Annotated in this window: 19 protein-coding genes and 1 pseudogene; 14 read left to right on the top strand and 6 right to left on the bottom strand. The window is 72.1% G+C overall.

Annotated elements, in window-relative coordinates; translation table 11 throughout:
- From ABD899_RS18015 to ABD899_RS17980, 8 genes are all read left to right on the top strand, one after another.
- Positions 1 to 399 (top strand): 6-pyruvoyl trahydropterin synthase family protein, encoded by a 399-nt coding sequence (locus ABD899_RS18015; protein WP_345208611.1) that lies wholly within the window; start codon positions 1 to 3, stop codon positions 397 to 399.
- Positions 396 to 1,475 carry a glycosyltransferase family 4 protein gene (locus ABD899_RS18010; protein ID WP_345208609.1) on the top strand — a complete coding sequence of 360 codons (1,080 nt, stop codon included), beginning with the start codon at positions 396 to 398 and terminating at the stop codon, positions 1,473 to 1,475. Before ABD899_RS18015 ends, ABD899_RS18010 begins: the two co-directional genes overlap by 4 nt.
- Complete coding sequence (locus ABD899_RS18005) at positions 1,472 to 2,311, top strand: class I SAM-dependent methyltransferase (RefSeq protein ID WP_345208607.1); 840 nt, start codon at positions 1,472 to 1,474, stop codon at positions 2,309 to 2,311. Before ABD899_RS18010 ends, ABD899_RS18005 begins: the two co-directional genes overlap by 4 nt.
- A gap of 44 nt (positions 2,312 to 2,355) precedes the next feature.
- Positions 2,356 to 3,426 (top strand): lysylphosphatidylglycerol synthase transmembrane domain-containing protein, encoded by a 1,071-nt coding sequence (locus tag ABD899_RS18000; RefSeq protein WP_425474994.1) that lies wholly within the window; start codon positions 2,356 to 2,358, stop codon positions 3,424 to 3,426.
- Positions 3,419 to 4,129 carry a RibD family protein gene (locus tag ABD899_RS17995; RefSeq protein WP_345208605.1) on the top strand — a complete coding sequence of 237 codons (711 nt, stop codon included), beginning with the start codon at positions 3,419 to 3,421 and terminating at the stop codon, positions 4,127 to 4,129. Before ABD899_RS18000 ends, ABD899_RS17995 begins: the two co-directional genes overlap by 8 nt.
- A complete protein-coding gene (locus ABD899_RS17990; protein ID WP_345208603.1) occupies positions 4,129 to 4,797 on the top strand; it encodes a GTP cyclohydrolase II in 669 nt (222 codons plus the stop codon). Before ABD899_RS17995 ends, ABD899_RS17990 begins: the two co-directional genes overlap by 1 nt.
- A gap of 3 nt (positions 4,798 to 4,800) precedes the next feature.
- The gene (locus ABD899_RS17985) at positions 4,801 to 7,215 is read left to right on the top strand and encodes a CDP-alcohol phosphatidyltransferase family protein (protein WP_345208601.1); all 2,415 of its coding nucleotides are present in this window, start codon (positions 4,801 to 4,803) and stop codon (positions 7,213 to 7,215) included.
- A 92-nt stretch (positions 7,216 to 7,307) separates the two neighbouring features.
- Positions 7,308 to 7,979 carry a class I SAM-dependent methyltransferase gene (locus ABD899_RS17980; protein WP_345208599.1) on the top strand — a complete coding sequence of 224 codons (672 nt, stop codon included), beginning with the start codon at positions 7,308 to 7,310 and terminating at the stop codon, positions 7,977 to 7,979.
- A gap of 38 nt (positions 7,980 to 8,017) precedes the next feature.
- Here ABD899_RS17980 and ABD899_RS17975 read toward each other — a convergent pair whose 3' ends face one another.
- From ABD899_RS17975 to ABD899_RS17965, 3 genes are all read right to left on the bottom strand, one after another.
- Entirely contained in the window at positions 8,018 to 9,271 is a 1,254-nt protein-coding gene (locus ABD899_RS17975; protein WP_345208597.1) for a sensor histidine kinase, read from the bottom strand.
- Between the two features lie 112 nt (positions 9,272 to 9,383).
- The gene (locus ABD899_RS17970) at positions 9,384 to 10,085 is read right to left on the bottom strand and encodes a response regulator (protein WP_345208595.1); all 702 of its coding nucleotides are present in this window, start codon (positions 10,083 to 10,085) and stop codon (positions 9,384 to 9,386) included.
- 206 nt (positions 10,086 to 10,291) lie between these two features.
- A complete protein-coding gene (locus ABD899_RS17965; protein ID WP_345208593.1) occupies positions 10,292 to 11,116 on the bottom strand; it encodes an AfsR/SARP family transcriptional regulator in 825 nt (274 codons plus the stop codon).
- 229 nt (positions 11,117 to 11,345) lie between these two features.
- Here ABD899_RS17965 and ABD899_RS17960 point away from each other — a divergent pair, with 229 nt between their 5' ends.
- The 4 genes from ABD899_RS17960 to ABD899_RS17945 all read left to right on the top strand — a co-directional run bounded on the left by ABD899_RS17960 (position 11,346) and on the right by ABD899_RS17945 (position 18,857).
- Complete coding sequence (locus tag ABD899_RS17960; protein ID WP_345208591.1) at positions 11,346 to 12,929, top strand: multicopper oxidase family protein; 1,584 nt, start codon at positions 11,346 to 11,348, stop codon at positions 12,927 to 12,929.
- A gap of 6 nt (positions 12,930 to 12,935) precedes the next feature.
- Complete coding sequence (locus ABD899_RS17955) at positions 12,936 to 13,451, top strand: hypothetical protein (RefSeq protein WP_345208589.1); 516 nt, start codon at positions 12,936 to 12,938, stop codon at positions 13,449 to 13,451.
- On the top strand, positions 13,451 to 13,960 hold the full coding sequence (lepB, locus tag ABD899_RS17950; RefSeq protein ID WP_345208587.1) for a signal peptidase I: 510 nt from the start codon (positions 13,451 to 13,453) through the stop codon (positions 13,958 to 13,960). Before ABD899_RS17955 ends, lepB begins: the two co-directional genes overlap by 1 nt.
- A gap of 265 nt (positions 13,961 to 14,225) precedes the next feature.
- A complete protein-coding gene (locus ABD899_RS17945; protein WP_345208585.1) occupies positions 14,226 to 18,857 on the top strand; it encodes a peroxidase family protein in 4,632 nt (1,543 codons plus the stop codon).
- 121 nt (positions 18,858 to 18,978) lie between these two features.
- Here ABD899_RS17945 and ABD899_RS17940 read toward each other — a convergent pair whose 3' ends face one another.
- Positions 18,979 to 19,566 (bottom strand): DUF4352 domain-containing protein, encoded by a 588-nt coding sequence (locus ABD899_RS17940; protein ID WP_345208583.1) that lies wholly within the window; start codon positions 19,564 to 19,566, stop codon positions 18,979 to 18,981.
- A gap of 161 nt (positions 19,567 to 19,727) precedes the next feature.
- Between ABD899_RS17940 and ABD899_RS17935 the strand changes: the two genes are divergently transcribed.
- Complete coding sequence (locus ABD899_RS17935; protein ID WP_345208581.1) at positions 19,728 to 19,982, top strand: hypothetical protein; 255 nt, start codon at positions 19,728 to 19,730, stop codon at positions 19,980 to 19,982.
- A gap of 102 nt (positions 19,983 to 20,084) precedes the next feature.
- On the opposite strand, the pseudogene ABD899_RS17930 reads toward ABD899_RS17935, so the two are convergent.
- Both ABD899_RS17930 and ABD899_RS17925 read right to left on the bottom strand, forming a co-directional pair.
- Positions 20,085 to 20,882, bottom strand: a pseudogene (locus ABD899_RS17930) (PhzF family phenazine biosynthesis protein); the annotation flags it as partial.
- 121 nt (positions 20,883 to 21,003) lie between these two features.
- Positions 21,004 to 21,156 carry a hypothetical protein gene (locus ABD899_RS17925; RefSeq protein ID WP_345208580.1) on the bottom strand — a complete coding sequence of 51 codons (153 nt, stop codon included), beginning with the start codon at positions 21,154 to 21,156 and terminating at the stop codon, positions 21,004 to 21,006.
- A gap of 630 nt (positions 21,157 to 21,786) precedes the next feature.
- On the opposite strand from ABD899_RS17925, the gene ABD899_RS17920 reads away from it, so the two are divergent.
- Complete coding sequence (locus tag ABD899_RS17920) at positions 21,787 to 23,691, top strand: PhoX family protein (protein ID WP_345208578.1); 1,905 nt, start codon at positions 21,787 to 21,789, stop codon at positions 23,689 to 23,691.
- Positions 23,692 to 23,713: the final 22 nt, after the last annotated feature.

The raw sequence follows: 23,713 nt of genomic DNA, 5'->3' as shown, positions 1-23,713 counted from the left end.
ATGTTCAGCGTGACCGTTCGCGACCACATGATGATCGCCCACAGCCTGCGCGGTGAGGTGTTCGGGCCGGCACAGCGGCTGCACGGGGCGACCTACGTCGTCGACGCCACCTTCCGGGCGCCGACGCTCGACGACGACGGGCTCGTCGTCGACATCGGCAGCGCCGCGGCTGCCCTCGCCGCCGTCGTCGGGGAGCTGGCCTACCGCAACCTCGACGACGACCCCGCGCTCGCGCAGGTGAACACGACGACGGAGCGGCTCGCCGAGGTGGTCGCGGACCGTCTGGCCTCCCGGGTGCGTGCCGGGGGGCTCGGGCCGGGGGCGGACCGCCTCACCGCCATCGCCGTGACCCTCCACGAGTCGCACGTCGCGTGGGCGTCGTTCGAGCGGTCGCCGTGACCACCGTGCACGTCGTCGTCCCGGCCGGGGTCGGCGACCCGTCACGCCCGAGCGGCGGCAACACCTACGACCGCACGGTCTGTGCGGGCCTGTCGGGCCGGGGGTGGGACGTTCGTCAGCGGGAGGTGCCCGGTCGGTGGCCGCGGGCCGACGCCGCGGCGCGGGCAAAGCTGGCGGCCGTCCTGACCGGCATCCCCGACGGCTCCCTCGTGCTCCTCGACGGGCTCGTGGCCTGTGCCGTGCCCGAGGTGCTCGTGCCGGAGCGTCGGAGGCTGCGCCTCGTCGTGGTCGTGCACCTGCCCCTGGGCCACGACCCGGTCCTCGGCGAGGGTGCCGCGGAGGGAGCGGTGCGGCGGGAGCGGGAGCGGGCGGTCCTCCACGCGGCGGTGGCCGTCGTCGCGACGAGCGCGTGGACGCGCGCGTGGCTGCTCACGGCATACCGCCTGGCGCCGGACCGGGTGTGCGTCGTGGCGCCGGGCGTCGACCCGGCCCACCTCATGCCGGGGTGCGAGCCGGGTCTGCACCTGCTGTGCGTGGGGGTGGTGTCCGCGGCGAAGGGTCACGACGTGCTCCTCGCGGCCCTCGCCGACGTGGCGGACCTCGAGTGGACGTGCCGGTGCGTGGGGTCGGTCGCCGTCGACCCGGCCTTCGCCAGCCGGGTGCGCGCCCGGGCCGGAGCCACGGGGCTCACCGACCGCGTCACCTTCACCGGCCCACGGGTCGGCGAGGACCTCGCTACCGTGTACGCGGCGGCCGACCTCGTCCTCGCCCCGTCGCGGACCGAGAGCTACGGCATGGTCGTCACCGAGGCGCTGGCCCGGGGGGTCCCCGTCGTCGGCAGCGACGTCGGTGGCCTCCCGGAGGCACTGGGGAGGGCCCGCGGTGGGCGACGGCCCGGCATCCTCGTGGCCCCCGGCGATCCCGCAGCGCTCGCCGCCGCCCTGGACCGGTGGCTGACGGATGCCGGGGTGCGCCGCGACCTGCGCCTCGCCGCGCGCGCGCGCCGCGCCACCCTCGCCGACTGGACGCACACGACCGACCGGCTCTCGGGCGTGCTCTCGGTGGTGGCCCGGTGACAGCGGTCGGTGAGGTCCGGGTCAGCTCGGCGTGGCTGCGGCTGCGCGAGCCGGCCGACGCGGCGGCCCGTTCCACGGTGCTCGCGCGCACGGCCGCGGTGAGCGTCGGCCGCGCCGCCGTCACGGTCGTGCACGACCTCGGCTGTGGGAGCGGCTCGATGGGCCGGTGGCTCGCCCCGCAGCTGCCGGGTGCCCAGCACTGGGTGCTCCACGACCGCGACCCCGACCTGCTGCGGGTCGCCGCCACCCACGGGCCGGGGAGCGGGGCCGACGGTGCAGCCGTGAGCGTCGAGGGACGGCAGGGAGACCTCACCCGGTTGGGCCCCGCCGACCTGGCGGGGGCGTCACTCGTCACCGCCTCGGCCCTGCTCGACATGCTGACCGCCGACGAGGCGGAGCGGTTCGTGCGGTCGTGCGTCGCGGCGCACTGCCCGGTGCTCGTGACGCTGTCGGTCACCGGTCGGGTGCGCCTGTCCCCGGCCGACCCGCTGGACGCCATGTTCGGCGCCGCGTTCAACGACCACCAACGGCGCACGGACGGGGGCCGCACCCTGCTCGGACCGCTCGCGGTCCACGCGGCGGTCCTGCTCTTCCGCGCGCTCGGGTCACGCGTGGAGGTGCGTGCGAGCCCGTGGCGGCTGGGTGCCGACCATGGCCCGCTGCTGGCGGAGTGGCTGAGCGGCTGGGTGGGCGCCGCCTGCGAGCAGCGGCCCGAGCTCGGCGCGGTGGGTGCCGCGTACCTCGCGCGACGCCGCGCCGAGCTCGCCCAGGGCCGGCTCGCGGTCACCGTCCATCACCTCGACCTGCTGGCACTTCCCGCAGGAGGCGGCAAGTGAACCGGCAGGCTCCGCCCACCGTGTGTCGGGTGGAGCTGGGCACCGTGCACCCCCTCCGGCGGGGGGCGGGCGCACACCGAGGGTCGGAGGCCGGGATCAAGGGATCGTCGTGGTGGCGTCGGGCGCAACCGCTGGGCGGTGCGCTGATCCTCGGGGTGCTCCTCGCGCAATGGGGCACAGGAGCCTTCGTTGCCGGGCTGCGAGCCGTGGACGTCCGCGCCCTCACGGTGGCGGCCGCGGTCGCCGCCGTGTCGACCGCGTGCGCCGCCTGGCGGTGGCGGCTCGTCGCCCGGTGCCTGCACGCCGAGCTGTCGATGCCGTCGGCGGTCGCGGCCTGCTACCGCGCCCAGTTCCTCAACGTCGTCCTGCCCGGAGGGGTGCTGGGCGACGTCGACCGTGGGGTGCGCCACGGCCGAGGGGTCGACGACGTCGGGCGCGGCCTGCGTGCCGTCGCGTGGGAGCGGACGTCGGGGCAGGTCGTGCTCGTCGCGGCAACCCTGGCAGCCCTGCTCATGTCCCGCCCCCCGGCGTCGTCGGACCTCGTGGTGACCCTGCTCGTGCTCATCGCCACGGGCATCGGGGTCGCCGGTGTCGCCCGGGCGACGCGGCGACCTGGCCTGTCCCGGCGACCGGGCCCGTCCCGGCGGCCGGGAGCCGGTGGGCGCATCGTCCGGGTGGCCGTCGCGGACGCTCGCGCGTTGGCTGCTCCGCCGGCGCTCGTCGGCATCGTCGCCGCCTCCCTCGTCGTGCTGGCCGGGCACGTGGCGACCTTCGCCCTCGCCGCCCACACCGTCGGGGTCGACGTGCCGACGGGCGAGCTCCTGCCGGTCTGCCTCGTCGTGCTGCTCGTGGCGGCGGTGCCGCTCAACCTGGCGGGGTGGGGGCCCCGCGAGGGTGCCGCCGCGTGGGTGTTCGCCGCGGTGGGGACCGGCGCGGCCCAGGGGCTCGCGGTGGCCGTGGCCTACGGGACGCTCGTGTTCGCCGCGACCCTCCCCGGCGCGGTGCTGCTCCTCGTGGGCCGGGCGCAGGGGCCCGGGCCCCGGCCCCGACCTCTCCGTGCCCGGTCGGCACCCCGGCCGGCCGCGGACGTGCGGAGGGCGACCAGCCATGGCTGACCTGCCCTACACCGTGCTCAGCTGCGCCATGTCCCTCGACGCGTACCTCGACGACGCGTCCGGAACGCGGCTCGTGCTCTCCAACGCGGCGGACCTCGACCGGGTCGACGCCCTGCGGGCGAGCTGTGACGCGATCCTCGTCGGTGCGGGCACCGTGCGCGCCGACAACCCCCGCCTCCTCGTGCGCTCCGAGCACCGGAGGGCACGGCGGGTCGCCGAGGGTCGCACGTCGTCACCGCACAAGGTGACCGTGACCCGGCACCCGCACCTCGACCCCGCCGCGGCGTTCTTCTCGACCGGCGACGGCGACAAGCTCGTGTACTGCGCGAGCGCGTCGGTGGATCCCGTGCGAGAGCGACTGGGGGCCATCGCCACCGTCGTCGATGCCGGGGCCGCCCCCACGATGTGCGCGGTGAGCCGGGACCTCGCCGCGAAGGGCGTGCGCCGCCTGCTGGTCGAGGGCGGCCAGGACGTCCACACCCAATTCCTGGGCGGTGCACTCGCCGACGAGCTGCATGTCGTCGTGGCGCCGTTCTTCGTGGGCGACTCGCGGGCCCACCGCCTCGTGGGCGACGGGCCCCTGCCGTGGAACCGTGGCCGGCGGGCCCGGCTCGCGGAGGTCCGTCGGATCGGGGACGTCGTGCTGTTGCGCTACGCCCTCTCGGACCGCTTCGACGAGGCCGAGCCGACAGGGGTGGCGTGATGCCCTCCCGTCCGCCGGCCGCAGCGGTGCGTACGGAGGTCGCGGTGCCGCTCCGGTTCTCCGACGGCTTCGGCACGGTGGCCCGGGTCATCACCTTCGACGGCCTCGTCGACGGACGCGAGCACCTCGCCCTCGGCCTGGGTGGGCGGGTGACCGACGGCGACCCCGCCCGCCGCCGGGGCGCACACCCCCTCGTCCGGCTCCACAGCGAGTGCCTCACCGGTGACGTCTTCGGCAGCCAGCGCTGCGACTGCGGGCCGCAGATGCGCGAGGCGGTCGAGCGGATCGCCGAGGTCGGCGGGTACCTCATGTACCTCCGGCAGGAGGGCCGCGGCATCGGGCTGTACGGCAAGCTCGACGCCTACGTGCTGCAGGACCTCGGCCTCGACACGTACGAGGCCAACCTCGCGCTGGGGTTTCGCGCCGACGCCCGTGACTACACCGTCGCGGCCCAGATGATCCATGCCCTCGGCCTCGGCCGGGTCGCGCTGCTGAGCAACAACCCGGACAAGGCCGACCAGCTGGGCCGCCTCGACGTCGACGTCACCGACCGGGTGCCGACGGGGGTGCACTGGAGCCCCTCGAACGCCCGGTACCTCACGACCAAGGCGGTTCGCGGTTCCCACACCTTCGACCCACCTGCGCGCGCCGTCCGGCTCGAGGCCTGAGTCGTGACCACCGGCGACACCGTGAGCCGCCCGATGGCGGCACGGTCGGCGGCATCTGGCGTGCGGCAGTGGGCCACGGCCGGGATGGCGGGGCTCGTGGTCCTGCTCGCGGTGCTGTCGGCGATGCCGGGCCTGGGCCGGGCCGGCTGGGTCGTCGGGGTGGGGTGCGGCACCGTGCTGACGAGCTGGCTCGTGCGCGGCCTGGGCCGCAGCGGTCGTCAGGTGCTCGGTCCCGCCGACCTCGTCACGTTCGGTCGCGGCCTGCTCGCCTGCGGGGCCGCCGCCCTCACCGCGGAGTCGTTGCTCGGGCACGACGTGACGCCGGCGCTTCTCGCTCTCGCGGTGCCGGCCCTCGTCCTCGATGCCGTCGACGGCCCGGTGGCCCGGCGGACCGGCACGGTCACGCAGTTCGGGGGGCGTTTCGACGGGGAGGTCGACGCCTTCCTCATCCTCGTGCTCAGCATCGCCGCCGGCTCGTCGCTCGGGTGGTGGGTCCTTGCGGCGGGGCTGGCCCGCTACGCCTTCGCCGTCGCCGGCTGGGTCCTGCCCTGGATGCGTCGGCGGCTCGAGTTCCGGTACTGGCGCAAGGTCGTGACCGCGGCGACGGGCATCGTTCTCGCCGCGGCGGTCGCCGACGTCCTGCCCCGCACCCTGACGGTGGTCGCCGTCGTGGTCGTCCTCGGCCTGCTCGCCGAGTCGTTCGGCCGAGACGTGTCGTGGCTGTGGCGCCGGGGGCGTGAGCTCGCTCCCCCGCGACGTGGGAGCCGGGCCCTGCGGTCGGGCGCGGCCGCCGTCGGCGGCGTGCTGGCCGTGGCGCTCGGGTGGTTCGCCCTGCTCGCGCCGGCGCGACCCGACCAGCTGACACCCGAGTCCTTCCTGCGCCTGCCCGTGGAGGCGGTGGCCGTGGCCGCCATGGCCGCCGTCGTGTCGGCGGGGCCGTCCCGGTCGTCGCGCGCCGTGGCCCTCGTCGTGGGCGCGCTCCTCGGCACGATCGCCGTGCTCAAGCTGCTCGACCTCGGGGCGTTCGCGGTGCTCGACCGCCCGTTCAACGTCGTGACCGACCTCGGCCAGCTCGGCTCGGGTGTCGCCTTCGTCAGGGAGTCGCTGGGCGCCTGGGCGGCGGGGGGCGGCGTGCTCGGCGCGCTCCTTCTCGTGGGCGCGGTCGTCGTCTGCCTCCCCTGGGCGATCGGCCGCCTCACGGGGGTCCTGGCCGGGCACCGCCGCGCGAGCACCGGAACCGTGGCCGGCCTCGCGGCGGCGTGGGCGGTGCTCGCGGTCTCGGGGCTGCAGGTCGCACCGGGTGCGCCGGTCGCGGCCGCCGAGGCCGGGCCCTTCGTCGTCGGCAAGGTCCGCGCCACGACGCAGGCCTACCGCGACCGGGACGTCTTCGAGCAGGCGGTCGCGGCCGATACCTTCCGTGACCCGGCATCCGGTGACCTGTCCACGCTGAGCGGCAAGGACGTTCTCGTCGTCTTCGTCGAGAGCTACGGCCGCGTCGCACTCGAGGAGCCCCGGTTCGACTCCGTGAGAGCGCTGCTGGACTCCGGAACGGCTCGCCTGCACGACGCCGGCTACCGGGCGGCGAGCGCCTACCTCACCTCACCGACGTTCGGCGGCAGCAGCTGGCTCGCCCACTCCACGCTCCAGTCAGGGCTGAGCGTGACCGACCAGGACCGCTACGACCGGCTCCTGTCGAGCACTCGCACGACGCTGACCTCCGCATTCTCCCGGGCGGGTTGGCGCACGGTGGCCGTGCTGCCCTCGACCCTGGGGAGCTGGCCGGAAGGACGTGACTTCTACCGGTTCGACGAGGTGTACGACGGGACGTCCCTCGGGTACTCCGGGCCGCGGTTCGGGTTCTCCCGCGTTCCGGACCAGTTCGCGCTCGCGGCGTTCGGGCAACGGGAGCTGGCCCGGCGCGACCGGCCTCGCGTCATGGCCGAGATCGTGCTCACGTCGAGCCACGGCCCGTGGGCCCCGCTGCCGACGATGGTCGACCCGGCCGCACTGGGCGACGGGACGGTGTTCGATGACGTTCGTGCGGGGGCCCTGACGGCGCCGGAGCTCTGGAGCGACCGGGCCGCCGTGCCGACGGCGTACGGCACGTCCATCACGTACTCCCTGACGAGCCTGCTGTCCTTCGTCGAGCAGCACGGCGACGACGACCTCGTCCTCATCGTGCTCGGTGACCACCAGCCGTCGACCGTCGTGAGCGGGTTCGGCGGGAACCGCGACGTGCCCGTCAGCATCGTGACCAGGGACCGCGACGTCCTCGCGGCCACGTCCGGGTGGGGGTGGCGGACGGGCCTGAGGCCGGCCGAGGACTCCGTCGTCTGGCCGATGGCCGCCTTCCGCGACCGCTTCCTCACGGCGTTCGGCACCCGCGGGCCGGGAGCCTCGGCAGCGGGTGAGCCGTGACGGTCGACGAACGCGAGCATGTCGACCGCGTGCTCCGGCGGGCCCGCAGGGTCGCCTTCCCTCCCGGCGAGTTCGTGGGGCAGGAGAGCTTCGTGAGCGCCAGTGAGGTGCTCTCGTTGGCCGGGCGCGCTGCTGTCGGTCCCGGCACCCGCGTCCTCGACCTGTGCTGTGGCGAGGCCGGTCCCGGGCTGTTCGTCACCCGCTCCCTCGGCTGCACCTACCGCGGCGTGGACGCCAGCGCTCGGGCCATTGCCCGGGCGCGTCGACAGGCCGCACGCGAGGGGATCGAGGCTCGCCTCGACGTCGGGACGATCCCGCCGGTCCCTCCGGGGCCGTTCGACGTGGTCCTCCTCCTGGAGACGATGCTCGCGTTCCGTGACAAGCGCGCCCTCCTGCGAGGGATCGCTTCGGCGCTCGCCACGGGTGGGCGGTTCGCCTGCACGGTGGAGGAGGGGCTCCCCCTGACCGAGGCGGAACGGCACCTCATGCCCGCCGCCGAGACCGTCTGGCTCACGCCCCTGCCGGCCTTCCTGGCCGACGTGGAGAGCGCGGGCCTTCGCGTCCGGTGGTACGGCGACTGCACGAGCGCCCACCACGCCCGCGTCGACTCCCTGGTCGGCACGTATGCCGCGGCCGGACCCCTGGTGGGGAGGGGGGAGGGGACGAGTGCCGTGGACGGCCTGCTCACCAGCCACCGCCTCTGGAGCTGCTGGTTGCGGGACCGACGGGTCCGCAAGTTCGCCGTGGTGGCAGAGAAGGCCTGAGTCCGGACCCGGCCGCAGGTCTCCCGCCGGCAGCAGCGTCAGAGCGGCAGCTCGCCACGCACGCGGGTGCCGCCTCCGACCGACGAGTCGATGAGCAGCGTGCCTCCGGCGTTGCCCACCATCTCCGAGATGAGGCGCATCCCGAAGTGCCCCTCCGGGCCGGGGAGCGTCGGGTCGAAGCCGACGCCGTCGTCCACGACCTCGAAGACCACCGACGAGTCGGTCTGCCACATGCGGATGAGGACGGACGAGGCGTCGGCGTGCTCGACGGCATTGCGCAGGGCTTCCCGGATGGCCCGGAAGGCCAGCCGGTCGGTGACAGGGTTCGAGTCCAGCGGCTCCTCCACCTCGACCCGGACGAGGCCGGCAGGCAGGTCCTCCCTGTGCGCCAGCTCGCGGACCGACTCCGCCAGCCCCTTGGTGCTCAGGTCCGGAGGGTAGATGTCGGTCATGAGCGTGCGCAGGGCCGCCAGGTCCCGTCGCAGGATCTCTCCGGTGTGCTCCAGGTGCCTGCGCAGCGCCCCTCCCTCGGGCAGGTGTCGGGCGTCGGAGTCCAGGGCGTAGCCGATCCCCGCCAGGTCCTGGACGACCCCGTCGTGCAGGTCCTGGGCGATCCGCCGCCGCTCGAGGTCGGACGACTCGGCGGCGTTCACGAGCATGGCTCGCATCTGCTGCTGCCCACGGTCGACGCGGTGCGCGAGCGACATCGCGAGCGGCAGCGTCGCCAGCGACAGGGTGACGACGGCGGCGATCGGCAGCGGGAGGATGACGCCGACCATGGCGCGCACGTCCTCCGGCAGCTGCGCGGCGGAGATGTAGACCTCGAAGAGAAGAGGGGCGCCCGAGGCGTCCCTCGTGCCGGTGTAGACCTCGACGAGCCGGCCCTCTCCGCGCTCCAGCTCGTTCTCCTCCTTCTCGAGGTCGGAGATCTCCGACACCGTGTCCCGGGTACCGAAGACGGCGTACTCCGCGGCCGAGAGCTCGAAGGTCCGCCCGATGAGCGGTTGCTCGTCGGACCAGAGGACGGTGCCGAACCCGTTCCCGGCATCCGCCCACACCTTGACGTGGCTCAGCGACCCGTCGCGGGCGCGGTTCTCGAGCGCCTCGTTCATCCGGGCCATGGCAGCCGGGGCATGGGCGTGGAAGTCGTTGTCGGCCAGCGGCGCCACGATCGACTCGGCCACGGCACGCGCGGTGACCTCCGCATCCCGCAGTGTCTCGTTGCGGGCGATGACCCAGCTGACGAGGACCACCCCCGTCACCACGAACACGAGTGCGACGAGGTTCCACACGAGGTACCACTGCAGTGCCCGGCGCAATGCCTCCCGAGGGGGAGGGGGTGGTCCGGTGGCCCTCGCACGACGCCCGGGCGGCCAGCGCGTCACGACCCGCCCCCGGACGTCGTCATTCGTCCAGCCGGATGAGACCGGTCCGCGCGGCGACGACGACGGCCTCGAGCTGGGAGTGCGCGCCGAGCTTCGCCAGCACGCGCTTCACGTGGTCGCGGCACGTGTGCAGGCTGACACCGAGCTCCTTCGCGATCGCCCGGGGGTCGTGACCCAGGCCGAGCAGCCTGAGCACCTCCAGCTCCCGTGGGGTCAGGTGCCACTGTCTCGTCGTCCGGGGACCGGCCCCGACCTCCGACAGCCGGGCCATGAGGTCCTCCGGGAGCACGAGGCTTCCGCTGCGCGCCGTCCGGAGCGCGTCGAGCAGGTCCGACAGGGAACCGTCCTTCGCGAGGAACCCCGACGCACCCGCGATCGCGGCGCGATGGATGTCCGCGACGCTCGCGTGTGCGGTGAGGATGAGGACCCGGAGGTCGGGGTGCGCGGTGACCAGCTTCGCAGTGGTCTCGATCCCGTCCTGGTCGGGAAGGTGGACGTCCATGAGCACCAGGTCGGGGTTCAGGTGGGCCACCGCGTCGCACGCCTCGCCGGAGGTCTGGGCGTGGCCGACGCACTCGAGGTCGGGTTCCGCGTCCAGGGCCCGGGACAGCAGCTCGGCGAACGTCCTGTGGTCGTCGACCACGAGCACCCTCGCACGCTCCGACGACCGCGGCGCGTCCTCGACGGCGAGCAGGCTGCCGTTCGTGAGCAGGGTGCTCATCATGAGCCGCGGCCCGTGTGGGTCGCGGCGCTGCGCATACGGCGTCCTGGACGAGAACAACCAAATGACCTGAGGCCCCTGCAGACCATCGCCACCAACACCTTCCCTGCCCGGTGACACCCACTGTGGGGGGGCCGGGGGGCGCTCGTCCATAGTCCGAACGGGCAGCCCGGAGCCTTCGTCGGACCGGGGTCGGGGCGGCGGGATCAGGCCACGGAGCGCTCGGGTGCTGCCGCGAGGCGCGAGGGAGGTGCGGGATAGAAGGCCTCGAGGATGTCCGCCTCCGGTGTGCGGGAGTCGATCGCCGCAGCCATGAGCTCGGTCTCGGGCCCGCAGCCGACGCCCAGGTCGCGGTCGAGCACGGCCCTGCAGCGGCTGAGTGCCCGGCGCACCGCGTCGTGGCGTCCGAGGCCGTGGTTCGCCAGCATGACGAGGCGGTACGCCTCCTCCGAGTACCGGTCGCGGCCGAGGGCGAGCTCCGCGTGGCGAAGGCTGGTGGTGCGCTCACCCTCGGCGAGCCAGTCGATGGCCAGGTCGAGGTGGGCGCGGGTCGTGCGGTCCTCGTAGACGAGGCGGTCCTCCTGGACCCACTCGTCGTAGCGGGCGTGCTCGAGGAGCGGTCCGCCGGCCAGCCCGACCGCCGCGGTGAGCAGCTCGAGCCGCTCCTGTCGGGGCGCCCGGTCGGCGCGGAGCAGGAGGTCGTCGAAGCGGTCGAGGTCGAGGCTGACCTCGTGGAGGGCGAGCCGGTAGGCGCCGGGCTCGGTGACGATGACCCGTCGCGCCTGGGTCTGGTCGGCGAACATGCTGTGCCGCAGGACGCACACGTAGGTGTTGAGGGTGGCGACGACGTGCCGGGGCTCCTCACCCTCGGGCCACAGGGCCGTCGCGATCATCTCGGTGCACACCAGGTGGCCGCGCGCGAGCAGCAGCAGCTCGAGGACCTGGCGGGGCTTGGCGCCGCCGAGGTCACGAGGGCCGAGCACCCGCTCCCCGTCACGCACGAGTAGCGGCCCGAACATCGAGATCTCCATGCGACTGCCCCTGTCCCGTCCTGCACCGGTTCGCGTCTGCCCGTCAGGGAACCACGGTGCCGACGGGCCGACCATCCCGAAATGGGGGGGCCGAGAATGGGGGGGACCGAACGGGGGATGTCGGGGGGGCCGAACGGCGGATGCCGGTGTCGGTGACCCCGGGACCAAAAGGAGTTCCAAAGAAGGCCCTCCTACCGTTCGCCTCGTCGGACGACGGAAAGGCGAGGCCATGTCACTGACGAGGCGAGAGATGCTCACGTTCGGGATGCTCACCGGGGGAGCGATGCTCATCCCGCTCGAGCGCAGCGTGCTGGCGGCGGGCCAGAGCAGGATCGCCGAGTCCGCCCTGCCGGCGCCCTTCAGCACGCCCTTCTCGAAGCCCCCCGTCGCCACGAAGGTCACGTCCGTCGGCACGACGGACTACTACTCGATGACGATGCGCGAGCAGGCGGCCGAGATCCTCCCCGGCCGCCAGACCCGGATCTGGGGCTACGACGGTGTCTTCCCGGGCCCCACGATCGACGTCCAGCAGGGCCGGGAGGTGGTGCTCCGGCAGATCAACCGGCTCCCTGCCTCCCACCCGACGCTGGGGTACACACCCTTCACCTCGACCCACCTCCACGGGTCGGCCTCCCTGCCCCAGTTCGACGGGTACGCCAGCGACGTCACCTACCCCGGAAGCTGGAAGGACTACCGCTACCCGAACTTCCAGGGGTCGCGGACCCTCTGGTACCACGACCACGGGGTGCACCACACCGCGCCGAACGTCTACATGGGCCTGGCGGGGATGTACCGGATGCACGACGCGGTCGAGCAGGGGCTCCCGATCCCCCAGGGGTACTACGACGTGCCGCTCGTCGTCACCGACGCCATGTTCGACGTCGACGGTCAGCTGCTCTACGACGACGACGACCACTCGGGGTTCTTCGGCGACGTCGTCCTCGTCAACGGCCGCCCGTGGCCGGTGATGAAGGTCGAGCGGCGCAAGTACCGCTTCCGCATCCTCAACGCGTCCGTCTCGCGGACCTACCGGTGGCAGCTCGACAGTGGTGAGCCGCTCGTCGTCATCGGCACCGACGCCGGCCTGATGGCGGCACCACAGCCGGTGACGACCCTGCTGCACGGCAACGCCGAGCGGTACGAGGTGGTCATCGACTTCGCGAAGTACAAGATCGGCCGCCGGGTGACCCTGCGCAACATCAGCCCGAAGAACAACGTCGACTACACCCACACCGACAAGGTCATGGCCTTCGACGTCGTCGCCAAGGCGAGCACCACCTCGAAGAACTCGGTTCCCAGTGTGCTGAGCCCCTACAACGCGATCATGGCGCTGACCCCGACGGCGGACACCCCCACGAGGACGATGGCCCTGGTCCGCCAGGGCGGCCAGTGGACCATCAACGGCGAGACCTGGGCCGACGTCGAGGCCAGTGCCTACACGCGGGCCCTCGCGAACCCGGCGCTCAACGCCGTGGAGGTGTGGGAGATCCACAACGACTCGGGGGGGTGGCACCACCCATTGCACATCCACCTCATCGACTTCAAGATCCTCGACCGCGAGTTCGACCGGAACGGGGTGCGGGTGGCTCCCCGCGCCCACGAGCGCGGCGCCAAGGACGTCGTCCACGTCGGAGAGAACGAACGCGTCCGCCTCATCACCCAGTTCGGTCCGCACCCCGGCCGGTACATGATCCACTGCCACAACCTCGTGCACGAGGACCACGACATGATGGGCCAGTTCTCCGTGGGCGAGGGTGGCTACGACCCGATCACGACAGCGCCGGCGAGGCCCCTCCCGGCCCCGGCGTTCTGAGTCGCCATGACGACCACATCGCGGACCGACGCCCCCCGGCCGGGGACGGCCACCCGTCCCGTGGGCGTCGGCGTCCAGCAGTGGGCCGCGCTTGCCTCGGTCCTCGCCGGCGGCATCCACCTCGCGGTCACGCCGGAGCACCTCGAGGAGTGGTGGGTCTACGGGGCGTTCTTCGTCGTCGTCGGGTGCTTCCAGCTGGCACTTGCGGCCCTCGTGCTGCGACGTCCCACGTGGCCCGTCGCGCTCACCGGAATCGTCGTCAACCTTTCTGTGGTCCTCGTCTGGGTGGTGAGCCGCACCACCGGGCTCCCGGTCGAGCCGCCGGAGGACATCACGTCCCATGTCTGGTCCCACACCGAGGGCGTGGGGCCCGCCGACCTTGCCGCCACCGGCGCCGAGCTGGTCGTCGTCTGCCTCCTCGTGACCCTGCTGCCGCCACGACTGCGGCGGACGACCGTCAACGTGCTGCTCGTCACCGGCGCGGGCCTGTGGGCCCTGCGGCTCAGCGGCGCACTGGGCTAGTGGTCACGCCGGCAGGGCCCGGCGAACGGACGTCCCGCCGCCCGCGCCCCTGGGCGCGCATCGCGATCCCCGTCCTCATCGCCGGCGTCGTGCTCCTCCTCGTCGGGCTGGAACCGTTGCGGGTCGCGTCGGTCAGCATGGAGCCCACGCTCACCGCAGGTGACCACGTGCTCGTCGACAAGCTCTCCGGTCGCTGGCGGATGCCGGAGGTCGGTGACCTCGTCGTCTTCCGTGACCCGGAGCACCGTGAGCTGGTCGTGAAGCGCGTCGTCGCGCTCGGCGGCCAGACCGTGGCTCTGGAGGACGCCGTACTCGTCGTCGACGGGATCGTCCGGCACGAGCCGCAGGTCGACCTCACGAGGATCGACTCGACGTACTTCGGCCCGGTCACGGTGCCACCGGATGCCGCGTTCTTGCTGGGGGACAACCGTTCCGAGTCGGTCGACTCGCGAAGGTACGGAGCCATCCGCCTCGACGAGCTCATCGGCCGCGTGCTCCTGACGTTCTGAACCCGGCGCTGCCCGGAGGGCGATGCCGACAACGGTCGGCGTCGCAGGAATCCAAAAGGTATGTCGAAGACCGGCCCGCCACTGTGACCTACACCACCGTGCAGACAGGGGTTTCACCATGAGTAGAACGTTCGCCAGGCGCAGCCACGAGGACACCGTGAGCGGTAGCTCCAGGACAGGACCGGGGGCAAGGCGCCGGAGGCGCGCGCGCACTCGAGCGCTGGCAGCCGGCACCGCGGTGGTCACCGCGGCCTCGCTGGGCATGATGTCCTTCACGGCGGCCTCGGCGGCTGTCGCGCCGGTGGGTCAGGGGTTCAACCTCAATGCGTCCGACCTACGGTTCATCCTCAAGCAGATCAAGATCGCAGAGCGGCACGCCGACACCTACACGGCGGCGAACCCCTGCGGAACCATGCGAGGGACCGGTGCCGACCAGATCCCGAGCGGCGAGGTGGGCGACACGCTCCCCTGGGGGCTGCGCCTCATCGACGGCACGTGCAACAACATCGTCCCCGGCAACGTCACGGTCGGCTCCGCCGACCAGAACTTCCCGCGGCTGGTGCCCAAGGCACTCCAGTCGGCGGAGAACGGCAGCACCTACGACTCCAACGGTGGCACGGTCACCGACAGCCAGCCGCGCGTGATCAGCAACCTCATCGTCGACCAGAAGGCGACCAACCCCGCGGCCGTCGCCGCGGCCGGCGAGGTCCCGGAGGTCACCGAGTCCGGAGCGTTCTTCATCCCGAACGTGGCGCCCGACGTCGGCCTCTCGGCGCCGTACAACTCCTGGTTCACGCTGTTCGGCCAGTTCTTCGACCACGGCCTCGACCTGGTGAACAAGGGCGGCAACGGCACTGTCGTCATGCCCCTCCAGGAAGACGACCCGCTGTTCGAGGCGGGTTCGCCGACGAACTTCATGGTGCTGACCCGCGCCACCCACGACGGCGACCACGAGGCGAACAACCAGACCTCCCCGTGGGTCGACCAGAGCCAGACCTACACCTCCCACCCGTCGCACCAGGTCTTCCTGCGGGCGTACGAGGACGGGAACGCCGACCCGGACATCGTGCAGCCGCGCGCAACCGGTCGCCTTATCACCGGTCCCGGCGGCGGCATGGCGACCTGGGCCGACGTGAAGACCCAGGCCGACGACATGCTCGGCATCGCGCTCACGGACGCCGACGCGCTGAGCATCCCGCTGCTCCTCACCGACCCCTACGGCCGCTTCGTGCGGGGGGGCAACGGCCTTCCGCAGCTCGTGGTGCCGGGGTCACCGGGCGCCGACGGCATCCTCGTCGACGACGGGGACACTCCGGTCGACGAGAGCGCGGACAATGGGCTGGTCGAGGGCAACCTCACGACGCCGGTGCCGACGACGGGCGCGACCAGGACCGGTCACGCATTCCTCGACGACATCGCCCACAACGCTGTTCCGAAGGCAGGCTCGACGCCTGATGGGGACGACGTCGTGACGCCCGGACTGGTCGTGTGCGAAGCGCCCGACTTCCCGACGGGGTGCGTCAACGAGTACGACGACGAGATGCTCGACGCGCACTTCATCGCCGGCGACGGTCGGGTCAACGAGAACATCGGCCTCACCACCGTGCACCACGTGTTCCACTCCGAGCACAACCGCCTCGTCGCAGAGATCGACTCGATGATCGCCAACGCCGACAACGTGGCCGGCGGCATCACGGACGCCGAGGAGGCGGACTGGAAGGCGACGAACCGCTACACCGCCCGGGACGGCGGCTACGACTACGGCGAGCGTCTGTTCCAGGCCGCCCGCTTCGTCACCGAGATGCAGTACCAGCACCTGGCCTTCGAGGAGTTCATCCGCAAGGTCCAGCCGATGGTTGCGCTGTTCGGTGAAGGTGGCACCGGCTACAACACCAGCATCAGGCCGGCCATCAAGGCCGAGTTCGCCCACGCGGTCTACCGCTTCGGGCACTCGATGCTGACCGAGTCGGTCGACCGCGTCAGCGCCGGCGGCACCCGGGACGACATCGACCTGTTGGACGCCTTCCTCAACCCGCCGTCCTTCATGGAGGACGGCCGGACACCGGATCAGGCGGCCGGCGACGTCGTGCGCGGCATGACCCGTCAGGTCGGCAACGAGCTCGACGAGTTCGTCACCGAGGCGTTGCGCAACCGGCTCCTCGGCCTGCCGCTCGACCTCGCGTCGCTGAACATGGCCCGCGCCCGTGACACCGGCATCCCGACGCTCAACGCTGCTCGGCGCTCGTTCTACGCGGCGTCGAACAACTCCGCGCTGGCGCCATACCAGAGCTGGGCCGACTTCGGCTTCGGCATCAAGCACCCGGAGTCACTGAACAACTTCATCGCCGCGTACGGCACGCACCCGTCGATCACGGGGGCGACCACCCTGGCCGCCAAGCGAGCGGCTGCGGCCAAGATCCTCGCCGGACCGGCAGGCGCCGACGGCGTCCTCGTCAACGACACGAACACGCCGGGAGACGAGACCGTGGACAACGGTCCCGCCGACAGCTACGCGTTCCTCAACAGCGCGCCGCACGAGGTCACCAACCCCGTCACTGGTGAGATCACGGTGGCCAACACCACGTGGGTCGACCCGGGCAACACGACCAACACCGGTGTGGACCGCATCGACCTCTGGGTCGGTGGGCTGGCCGAGAAGCAGTTCGTCTTCGGTGGCCTGCTCGGAACGACGTTCAACTACGTGTTCGAGTCGCAGATGGAGGACCTGCAGTTCGGCGACCGGTTCTACTACCTGTCCCGTACCGCCGGCCTGAACATGCTGACGCAGCTCGAGGGCAACTCGTTCGCCGAGCTGATCCAGCGCAACACGGACGTCGAAGGCCTGCCGGCCGACTCGTTCTCGCGGCCCGCGTTCGTCTTCAACCTGGCGAACCTGGGAACCTCAGGCCCCGTCCCCGACGACACGACGACGGCGTGGGACGAGGCGGCCATGCTCACCCGGATGCCGGACGGCACCATCCGGTACCCCGGCGCGGAGCACGTCGTCTTCAACGGCACGGCCGGGAACAACCGGGTCTGGTCGAGCGAGGGTGACGACACCATTCGCGGCAACGACGGCAACGACTGGATGCAGGGCGGAGACGGCAACGACAACCACATCGGCGGTCTCGGCGACGACATCCTGCTCGACACCAACGGTGACGACACGCTCAAGGGCGGCGACGGCAACGACACGCTGTCCTCCGGGCAGGGTTTCGCGGGCGACCTGAACCAGGGCGGTCGTGGCAACGACTTCATCGACCACGACGACCTCGCAGAGGCGTTCGCAGGACCTGGCGACGACTACGTCCTCGGCGGTCCGGAGGACGACACCGTCTTCGGCGACGACGGCGACGACTGGCTCGAGAACGGTGCGAACACCAACGGCACCGGTGGCGGCGCGTTCAACCTGCTGCAGGGCGACAACGGCGCCCCGTTCCAGGACGACCCGAACGAGCCCGGCCACGACGTCCTCATCGGGTACGGCGGCGAGAACGACAACGACGCCGAGGGTGGCGACGACGTCATGCTCAACGGGCCTGGGATCCAGCGCAACGAGGGCATGCTCGGGTTCGACTACGCCACGCACGACGGCGACCCCGTCGCGGCGGACTCCGACCTGGACCTCACCGGTCTGCTCCCGCCGAGTGTCGAGACGAACAAGGACAGGTTCGACCTCATCGAGGCGCTGTCCGGCTGGAACCTCAACGACACCCTTCGCGGTGACGACCGTGACGCCGCGGCGATGGTGGGCCACGAGCTCACGGCCGACGGCACGGCACGCGTGACGGGTCTCAGCGCCGTCCTGGGTGGCGAGACCACCTTCACCGGCGGCAACGTCCTCATGGGTGGTGGCGGCACCGACCTCATCGAGGGCCGCGGTGGCGACGACGTCATCGACGGTGACGCGCAGCTCAACGTGCGCATCAGCGTGCGCAGCGGCGTGGCCGAGCCGACCACGCAAATCGACACCGTCGAGACGCTGTCCGGCGTTGCCGCCCGGATGATCAACGGAACGATCAACCCGGGTCAGCTGCGCATCGTCCGGGAGATCCAGACCCCGGACAACGCCGGCGCGGTCGACGTGGCGCTCTTCTCCGACGTGCGCACGAACTACACGATCACTCGGGTCGACGACGACACGGTCACCGTGGCCCACACCGGTGGTACCCAGGCCGACGGCGTCGACACGGTGAGCAACGTGGAGACTCTCCGGTTCTCCGGCGGCGCCGAGGTGCCCACGTCCTCCATCACCGCTCCCGCGCCCGTGGCCTCCTTCTCGCCGGCGACCACCCTGGCCTTCGGGCTGAGGGACACCGGGGCGACGGCCACCATGCCCGTCGTCGTGAGCAACACCGGGAGCGCGAACCTCGACGTCACCAACGTCGCGGTCTCCGGGGCCCCGTTCACCATCGGCACCAACGGCTGCGGCGCGGCTGTCGAACCGGGCGGGACCTGCACCATCGAGGTGGGCTTCACCCCGACGGCCCTCACGGGGGTCACCGGTAGCCTCACGATCACCCACAACGCAGGCGGGCCCCCGACTGCGATCGCCCTGACGGGCCAGGGTCAGACCCCGGTCGTCCGACCGACCATGACCCTGCCGGCCACCGTCGACTTCGGTCGTCGCGCCGTCGGCTCGACCCGGACCCAGAACGTCAGGGTCACCAACAACGGTCCCGGAGCTCTCACGTTGACACTTGCAGGGTTGGCGACGGCCGGGCCATTCACCGCCACCTTGGGCAACTGCCCCGCGACGCTCGCAGCCGGTAGGTCCTGCAGCCTGTCGGTGAGCTTCCGGCCCGAGGGAACGGGACCGGTGACCGGCAGCCTGACGGTCACCACCAACGCGTCCAACAGTCCTCGGACGGTCCCCCTGGCCGGCGTGGGACGCTGACGCGGTCGGCGGCGGTCGTGGCTCGCGGTACGAGCCACGGCCGCTTCCGGCTGTCCGCCCGCACTGGCACCCGGTGACGCGGCGCGGAGACCGGTCTCGTGCGCTGCCAGGGTGCCGAGCCTCAGAAGGCGAACTCGGCGAACAGGGTGTTGAATTGCTCGTCGTAACCCTCGACGGTCACCACGCCGCCCTCGACCGCCGCGACCGGCACGTCGAAGACCACCTTCCGCTGGACCGTGCCACCGGGGGCCACCCCGCTGGGCGCATCCACGGGATGGGCCGCCGTCCTGACCGGTGCCGGCTCGTGCACCTGCCCGTCGGAGCCGATGAACGCCCACGAGAGCTCGCTCGATACGTCGGCCGTGTGCTCGGGGCCGACGTACTGGGCGGCATAGCGCGCCATGACGTACTGCCCCCGGGGCCTGTCGTTCGACGAGTCCCACGCCTTGACCTGCCCGGGGGTCAGTCGGGTGACCTTCGTGACGGTGACGACCCAGTCCCCGACCTCGGCGGCCTCCCCGACCTCGAAGGAGGTCCTGGTCTCCACCTCGGGCTCGGCCGACCCGTCGGCATCGGAGCCCCTGGTCGCCGTGGGCCTGCTCGAGGTGTCAGTGGTGAGCGCGTTGGCTGCCTCGGTCGCGGTGGCGCACGCGCTCAGGCTCGCGACGAGCGCACCGCTCGAGAGCAGGGCGCGGATGGTGGCGTTCAACAGGGTCCTCGGGTTGCGTGCGCATCGTGGAGGCAGGCCGACGTGGATGGGGGAAGCGTTGGCGCCCGCCGGGGCGGTGCTATAGGGATTGTATAAGGCTTCTATAGGGAGACCAAATCGTTTCTATTCTCGACGGTGTGCGGCATTGGTACAGTCGCGGCGTGGCACGGCCCTATGGAGACCCGGTGGAGATCAGGACGGCACCGATTCCGGCGCAGTCCCCGTTCATCCCTGCGGACACCAGGATCGTCGTGGGGGCGGTGGCCCCGGCGTCGCCGGAGCCGATCCCGATCGTGCTGCTCCCGGGGTTCGAGTACCGGATTCGTGAGTGGCGTCACCCGACGACGGGCGAGACCCACTGGCGCCTCGAGCGGAGGAAGGCGACCCAGCAGGACGACGCGGACGGCGAGGACTAGTCCTTCGAGCGGGTGCCCGCGCCACCCTGGCCGTGCAGGGCCACCCGAGTCAGTGCAGGTGACGCATGCTGTGGAGGTCGAGCGCCGCACCCGGGCTGCGGTTCATCCGATCGCGACGGCGGTGCCGGTGACCTCGATCTCGGCTCTGTCAGCCCGGATGTACACGTCGATGCGTCCGGGTCGTCCGAGATCGTCCCCCTGGTGGACGGTGACGGTGGCGGGGAGTGGCACGAGCTCGAGATCGCGCAGGTAGGCGCCGAGCGCAGCGGCGGCGGCGCCGGTCGCGGGGTCCTCGACGACACCACCGGGCGGGAAGGGGTTGCGGGAGTGGAAGAGTGTCTCGGTCTCGCGCCAGACCAGCTGGATCGTCGTCCAGGCCCGCGCGGCCATCAGTGTCGCCAGGCGGTCGTAGTCGTAGTCGAGTGCGGCCAGGCGCTGGCGGGTGGCCGCGGCGATCACGGGATGCCGGGCACCGGCGTAGCCGACGCGGGGCGGCAGCGCGGGGTCGAGGTCGGTGGCGCTCCAGCGAAGTGACGCGACCAGCTCCGCGAGGTCCCCCGGTGCGATCTGCGAGATCCGCGCCGGCACGCTCGTGAGCGTTGCCAGGATGCGCCCATCAGCATCCCGCCGGGTGGCGATCGGCACCGGACCGCTGGCCGTGTCCAGGACGACCTCGCCGGGGCCGTCGCGCTCGGCCAGCGCCACCGCGGTGGCGATCGTGGCGTGCCCACAGAACGGGACCTCGGCCAGCGGCGAGAAGTAGCGGATGCCGGTGCCGACCAGAAAGGCAGTCTCGCTGTAGCCCAGCTCGGCAGCGATCGCGAGCATCCGTTCGTCACTCAGCCCGGCCGCATCGAGCACGACCCCGGCGGGGTTGCCACCATCGGGGCGATCCGAGAACGCCGCGTACCGCGCACGAGCTCGCTCATGTCGGCATCATCGCAGGCCGGCCACCAGCGCCTGGAGCCTTGCCGCGACCATGCCAGGTCGAGGTCGGGAGCGGACTCGATCCACCACATCCTCACCAGGCGGCCGTGGCGTCCCACATGGTGAGGACCAGCACGAGGGCGAAGAGCTGAACGGGCATCGGGAGGCCGGGCAGGTCCGCCTCGGCATCGCCGCGCAGGACGCTGGTGCGCTTGACGGAGCCGACGCGCCGGCCGTTGACGCGCAACCTCTCCTCCAGGCCCGGCGCGCCTGAACTCGTACGTGCTCCCGTCCGCTTCGACGGTCCAGGAGCGGCGGCCCACGTCGTGCGCCGTGGCGACGCTGTGTCCGCCGGGCGCGGTCATGCTGGCTGTCCCGCCGGTCAGGCTGGCCCGTACCTGGTAGCGCCGGTAGTCCCAGTCCAGCGTTCCGCCCGTCGTGAACCCCGACTTCTCCCAGGTCGCCACGTGGTGCCCCTCGACGGTGATGTCGTACCGGCCGGTCCACACACTCACCCTGCGTGCCTGGATCACGGCGCCGGGCTCCGACGTGTGCTGGGTCGACATCGGGTCCGGCGGTGCGTTCACGGACCGGTCGTGCCGGTCGGCAGGAATCGGCGTCACCCCGGTCAGCCTCGCCGGGACCCCGGATGGCCACAAGCGCGACGAGGCCGAGTTCACCGAGTGTTCCGTCTCGCTTCACCTGGATCCCGTGCAGCAGGTGCGCTGCCCCACTGGCCCCGACGACGCCGGAGGATGGCCTTGTCGTCGACCGTTGTTCATGTGGGCTTTGCCGGGGCGTCCGGTGCCGAGACCTAGCGTGCGTCACGACCGATCATCCCCACTGTCCCTCGACAGACCCCGACCTTGGAGCACCCATGGACCTCGACCCCGCCGACGTCAGCAGCAACCCGTCCACCGCTACCTCCTTCGCCGAGGTGGTGCAGAGCCGGTTGTCGCGCAGGGCGGCGCTGACCGGTGGCATGGCCGTCGCGGCCGGGTTCCTCACCACGAGCCTCGCCGAAGCCCCGGCAGCCTCCGCGGCACCCGGTCGCGCGGTGCCGCGCGCCGCAGATCTGCTCGGTTTCACGCCGGTGCCACTCAGCACGGCCGACGAGATCCGCGTTCCGGTGGGGTACACCGCGACGGCATTCCTCCCCTGGGGGACGCCGATCACCGGCTCGTTCCCCCAGTTCGTCCCGGGCGGCAACACCGCTGCCGAGCAGGAGCAGCAGGTCGGCATGCACCACGACGGGATGCACTACTTTCCGCTCGAGCGGGGACCGGGAGGCAACGAGCGTGGCCTGCTGGTCCTGAACCACGAGTACACCGACGAGGCCTACCTGCAGACCGGCACCGCGACCATGCCGCCGGCGGCGGACTGGACGCTGGAGATGGTCCGCAGGTCCCAGGCCGCCCACGGCGTCTCCGTCGTGGAGATCCACCGGGGCGAGGGCGGCCGGTGGGCGGTCGCCCGATCGCGCCTGAACCGTCGCATCACTGCCACCACCCCGATGTCCTTCGCCGGGCCGGCCGCCGGGCACGCCCTCCTGCGCACCACGGCGGACCCGGACGGGATCCGGCCGCTGGGGACGGTCAACAACTGCTCGCACGGCGTCACGCCCTGGGGCACCTACCTGACGTGCGAGGAGAACTTCAACGGGTACTTCCGGGTCGAGCCGGGTGCGTACAGCCCGGAGCAGGCGGCGCTCAGCAGCCGGTACGGCGTCGGCGGGGACCGCAACCTCTGGGCCACCAACGACGAGCGCTTCGTCGTCACGCCGGACGAGGCGAACGAGCCCAACCGGTTCGGGTGGGTCGTCGAGATCGACCCGTTCGACCCGGGCTCCACCCCGGTCAAGCGCACCGCTCTGGGGCGGGTCAAGCACGAGGGCGCCTTCGTCCATGTCACCAAGGGCGGCCGCGTGGTGGTCTACACCGGCGACGACCAGGTGAACGAGTACATGTACAAGTTCGTCAGCTCCGGCAGCTGGCAGTCGCTCCGGGCCCGCGGACGCAGCCCCCTGGATGAGGGCACCCTCTACGTCGCGAGGTTCGACGACGACGGCTCCGGGCACTGGCTGCCGCTGGTCCACGGCCAGGGCCCGCTCACCGAGGCCAACGGCTTCACCGACCAGGGTGACGTGCTCGTCAGGACCCGCCTGGCCGCCTCGGCGCTGGGCGCCACCCGGATGGACCGGCCCGAGTGGGCCACCGTCGACCCCACCACCGGGATGGTCTACCTGACCCTGACCAACAACACCAGCAGCGCCAAGGTCGAGAACGCGGCGAACCCGCGGAAGCCCAACCCGTGGGGTCACATCATCCGTTGGCAGGAGGCTGGTGGCGACCACGCCGCCACGACCTTCGAGTGGGACCTCTTCCTCCTCGCGGGCCAGGGCCGCAGCAGCGGCGACGGCTCCACCCTCGCCGACGAGGACGCCTTCGGCTCGCCCGACGGGCTCTGGGCCGACCCGGACGGGCGGGTGTGGATCCAGACCGACGGCACCCAGCCGACCGGGGCCAACGACCAGATGCTCGCCGCGAACCCCCACCGCACCGACGCGGCCGACGTGCCGGAGATCCGCCGCTTCCTGACCGGGGTCGTCAACTGTGAGGTCACCGGCGTGGTCACCACCCCCGACCAGCGGACGATGTTCGTCAACATCCAGCACCCCGGCGACGGGGGCGGCAGCACGTGGCCGCGCCTCGACGGCATCAGCACCCCCCGCTCCGCCACCGTGATCGTCACCAAGGACGACGGCGGGGTCATCGGGACCTGACATCCGCCGCAGCGACGCGGGC

Source organism: Fodinibacter luteus, assembly GCF_039541575.1.
GTDB lineage: Bacteria > Actinomycetota > Actinomycetes > Actinomycetales > Dermatophilaceae > Fodinibacter > Fodinibacter luteus.
Note: the sequence above shows the minus strand (reverse complement) of the source record. Positions and strands in the feature narration are given on the sequence as shown.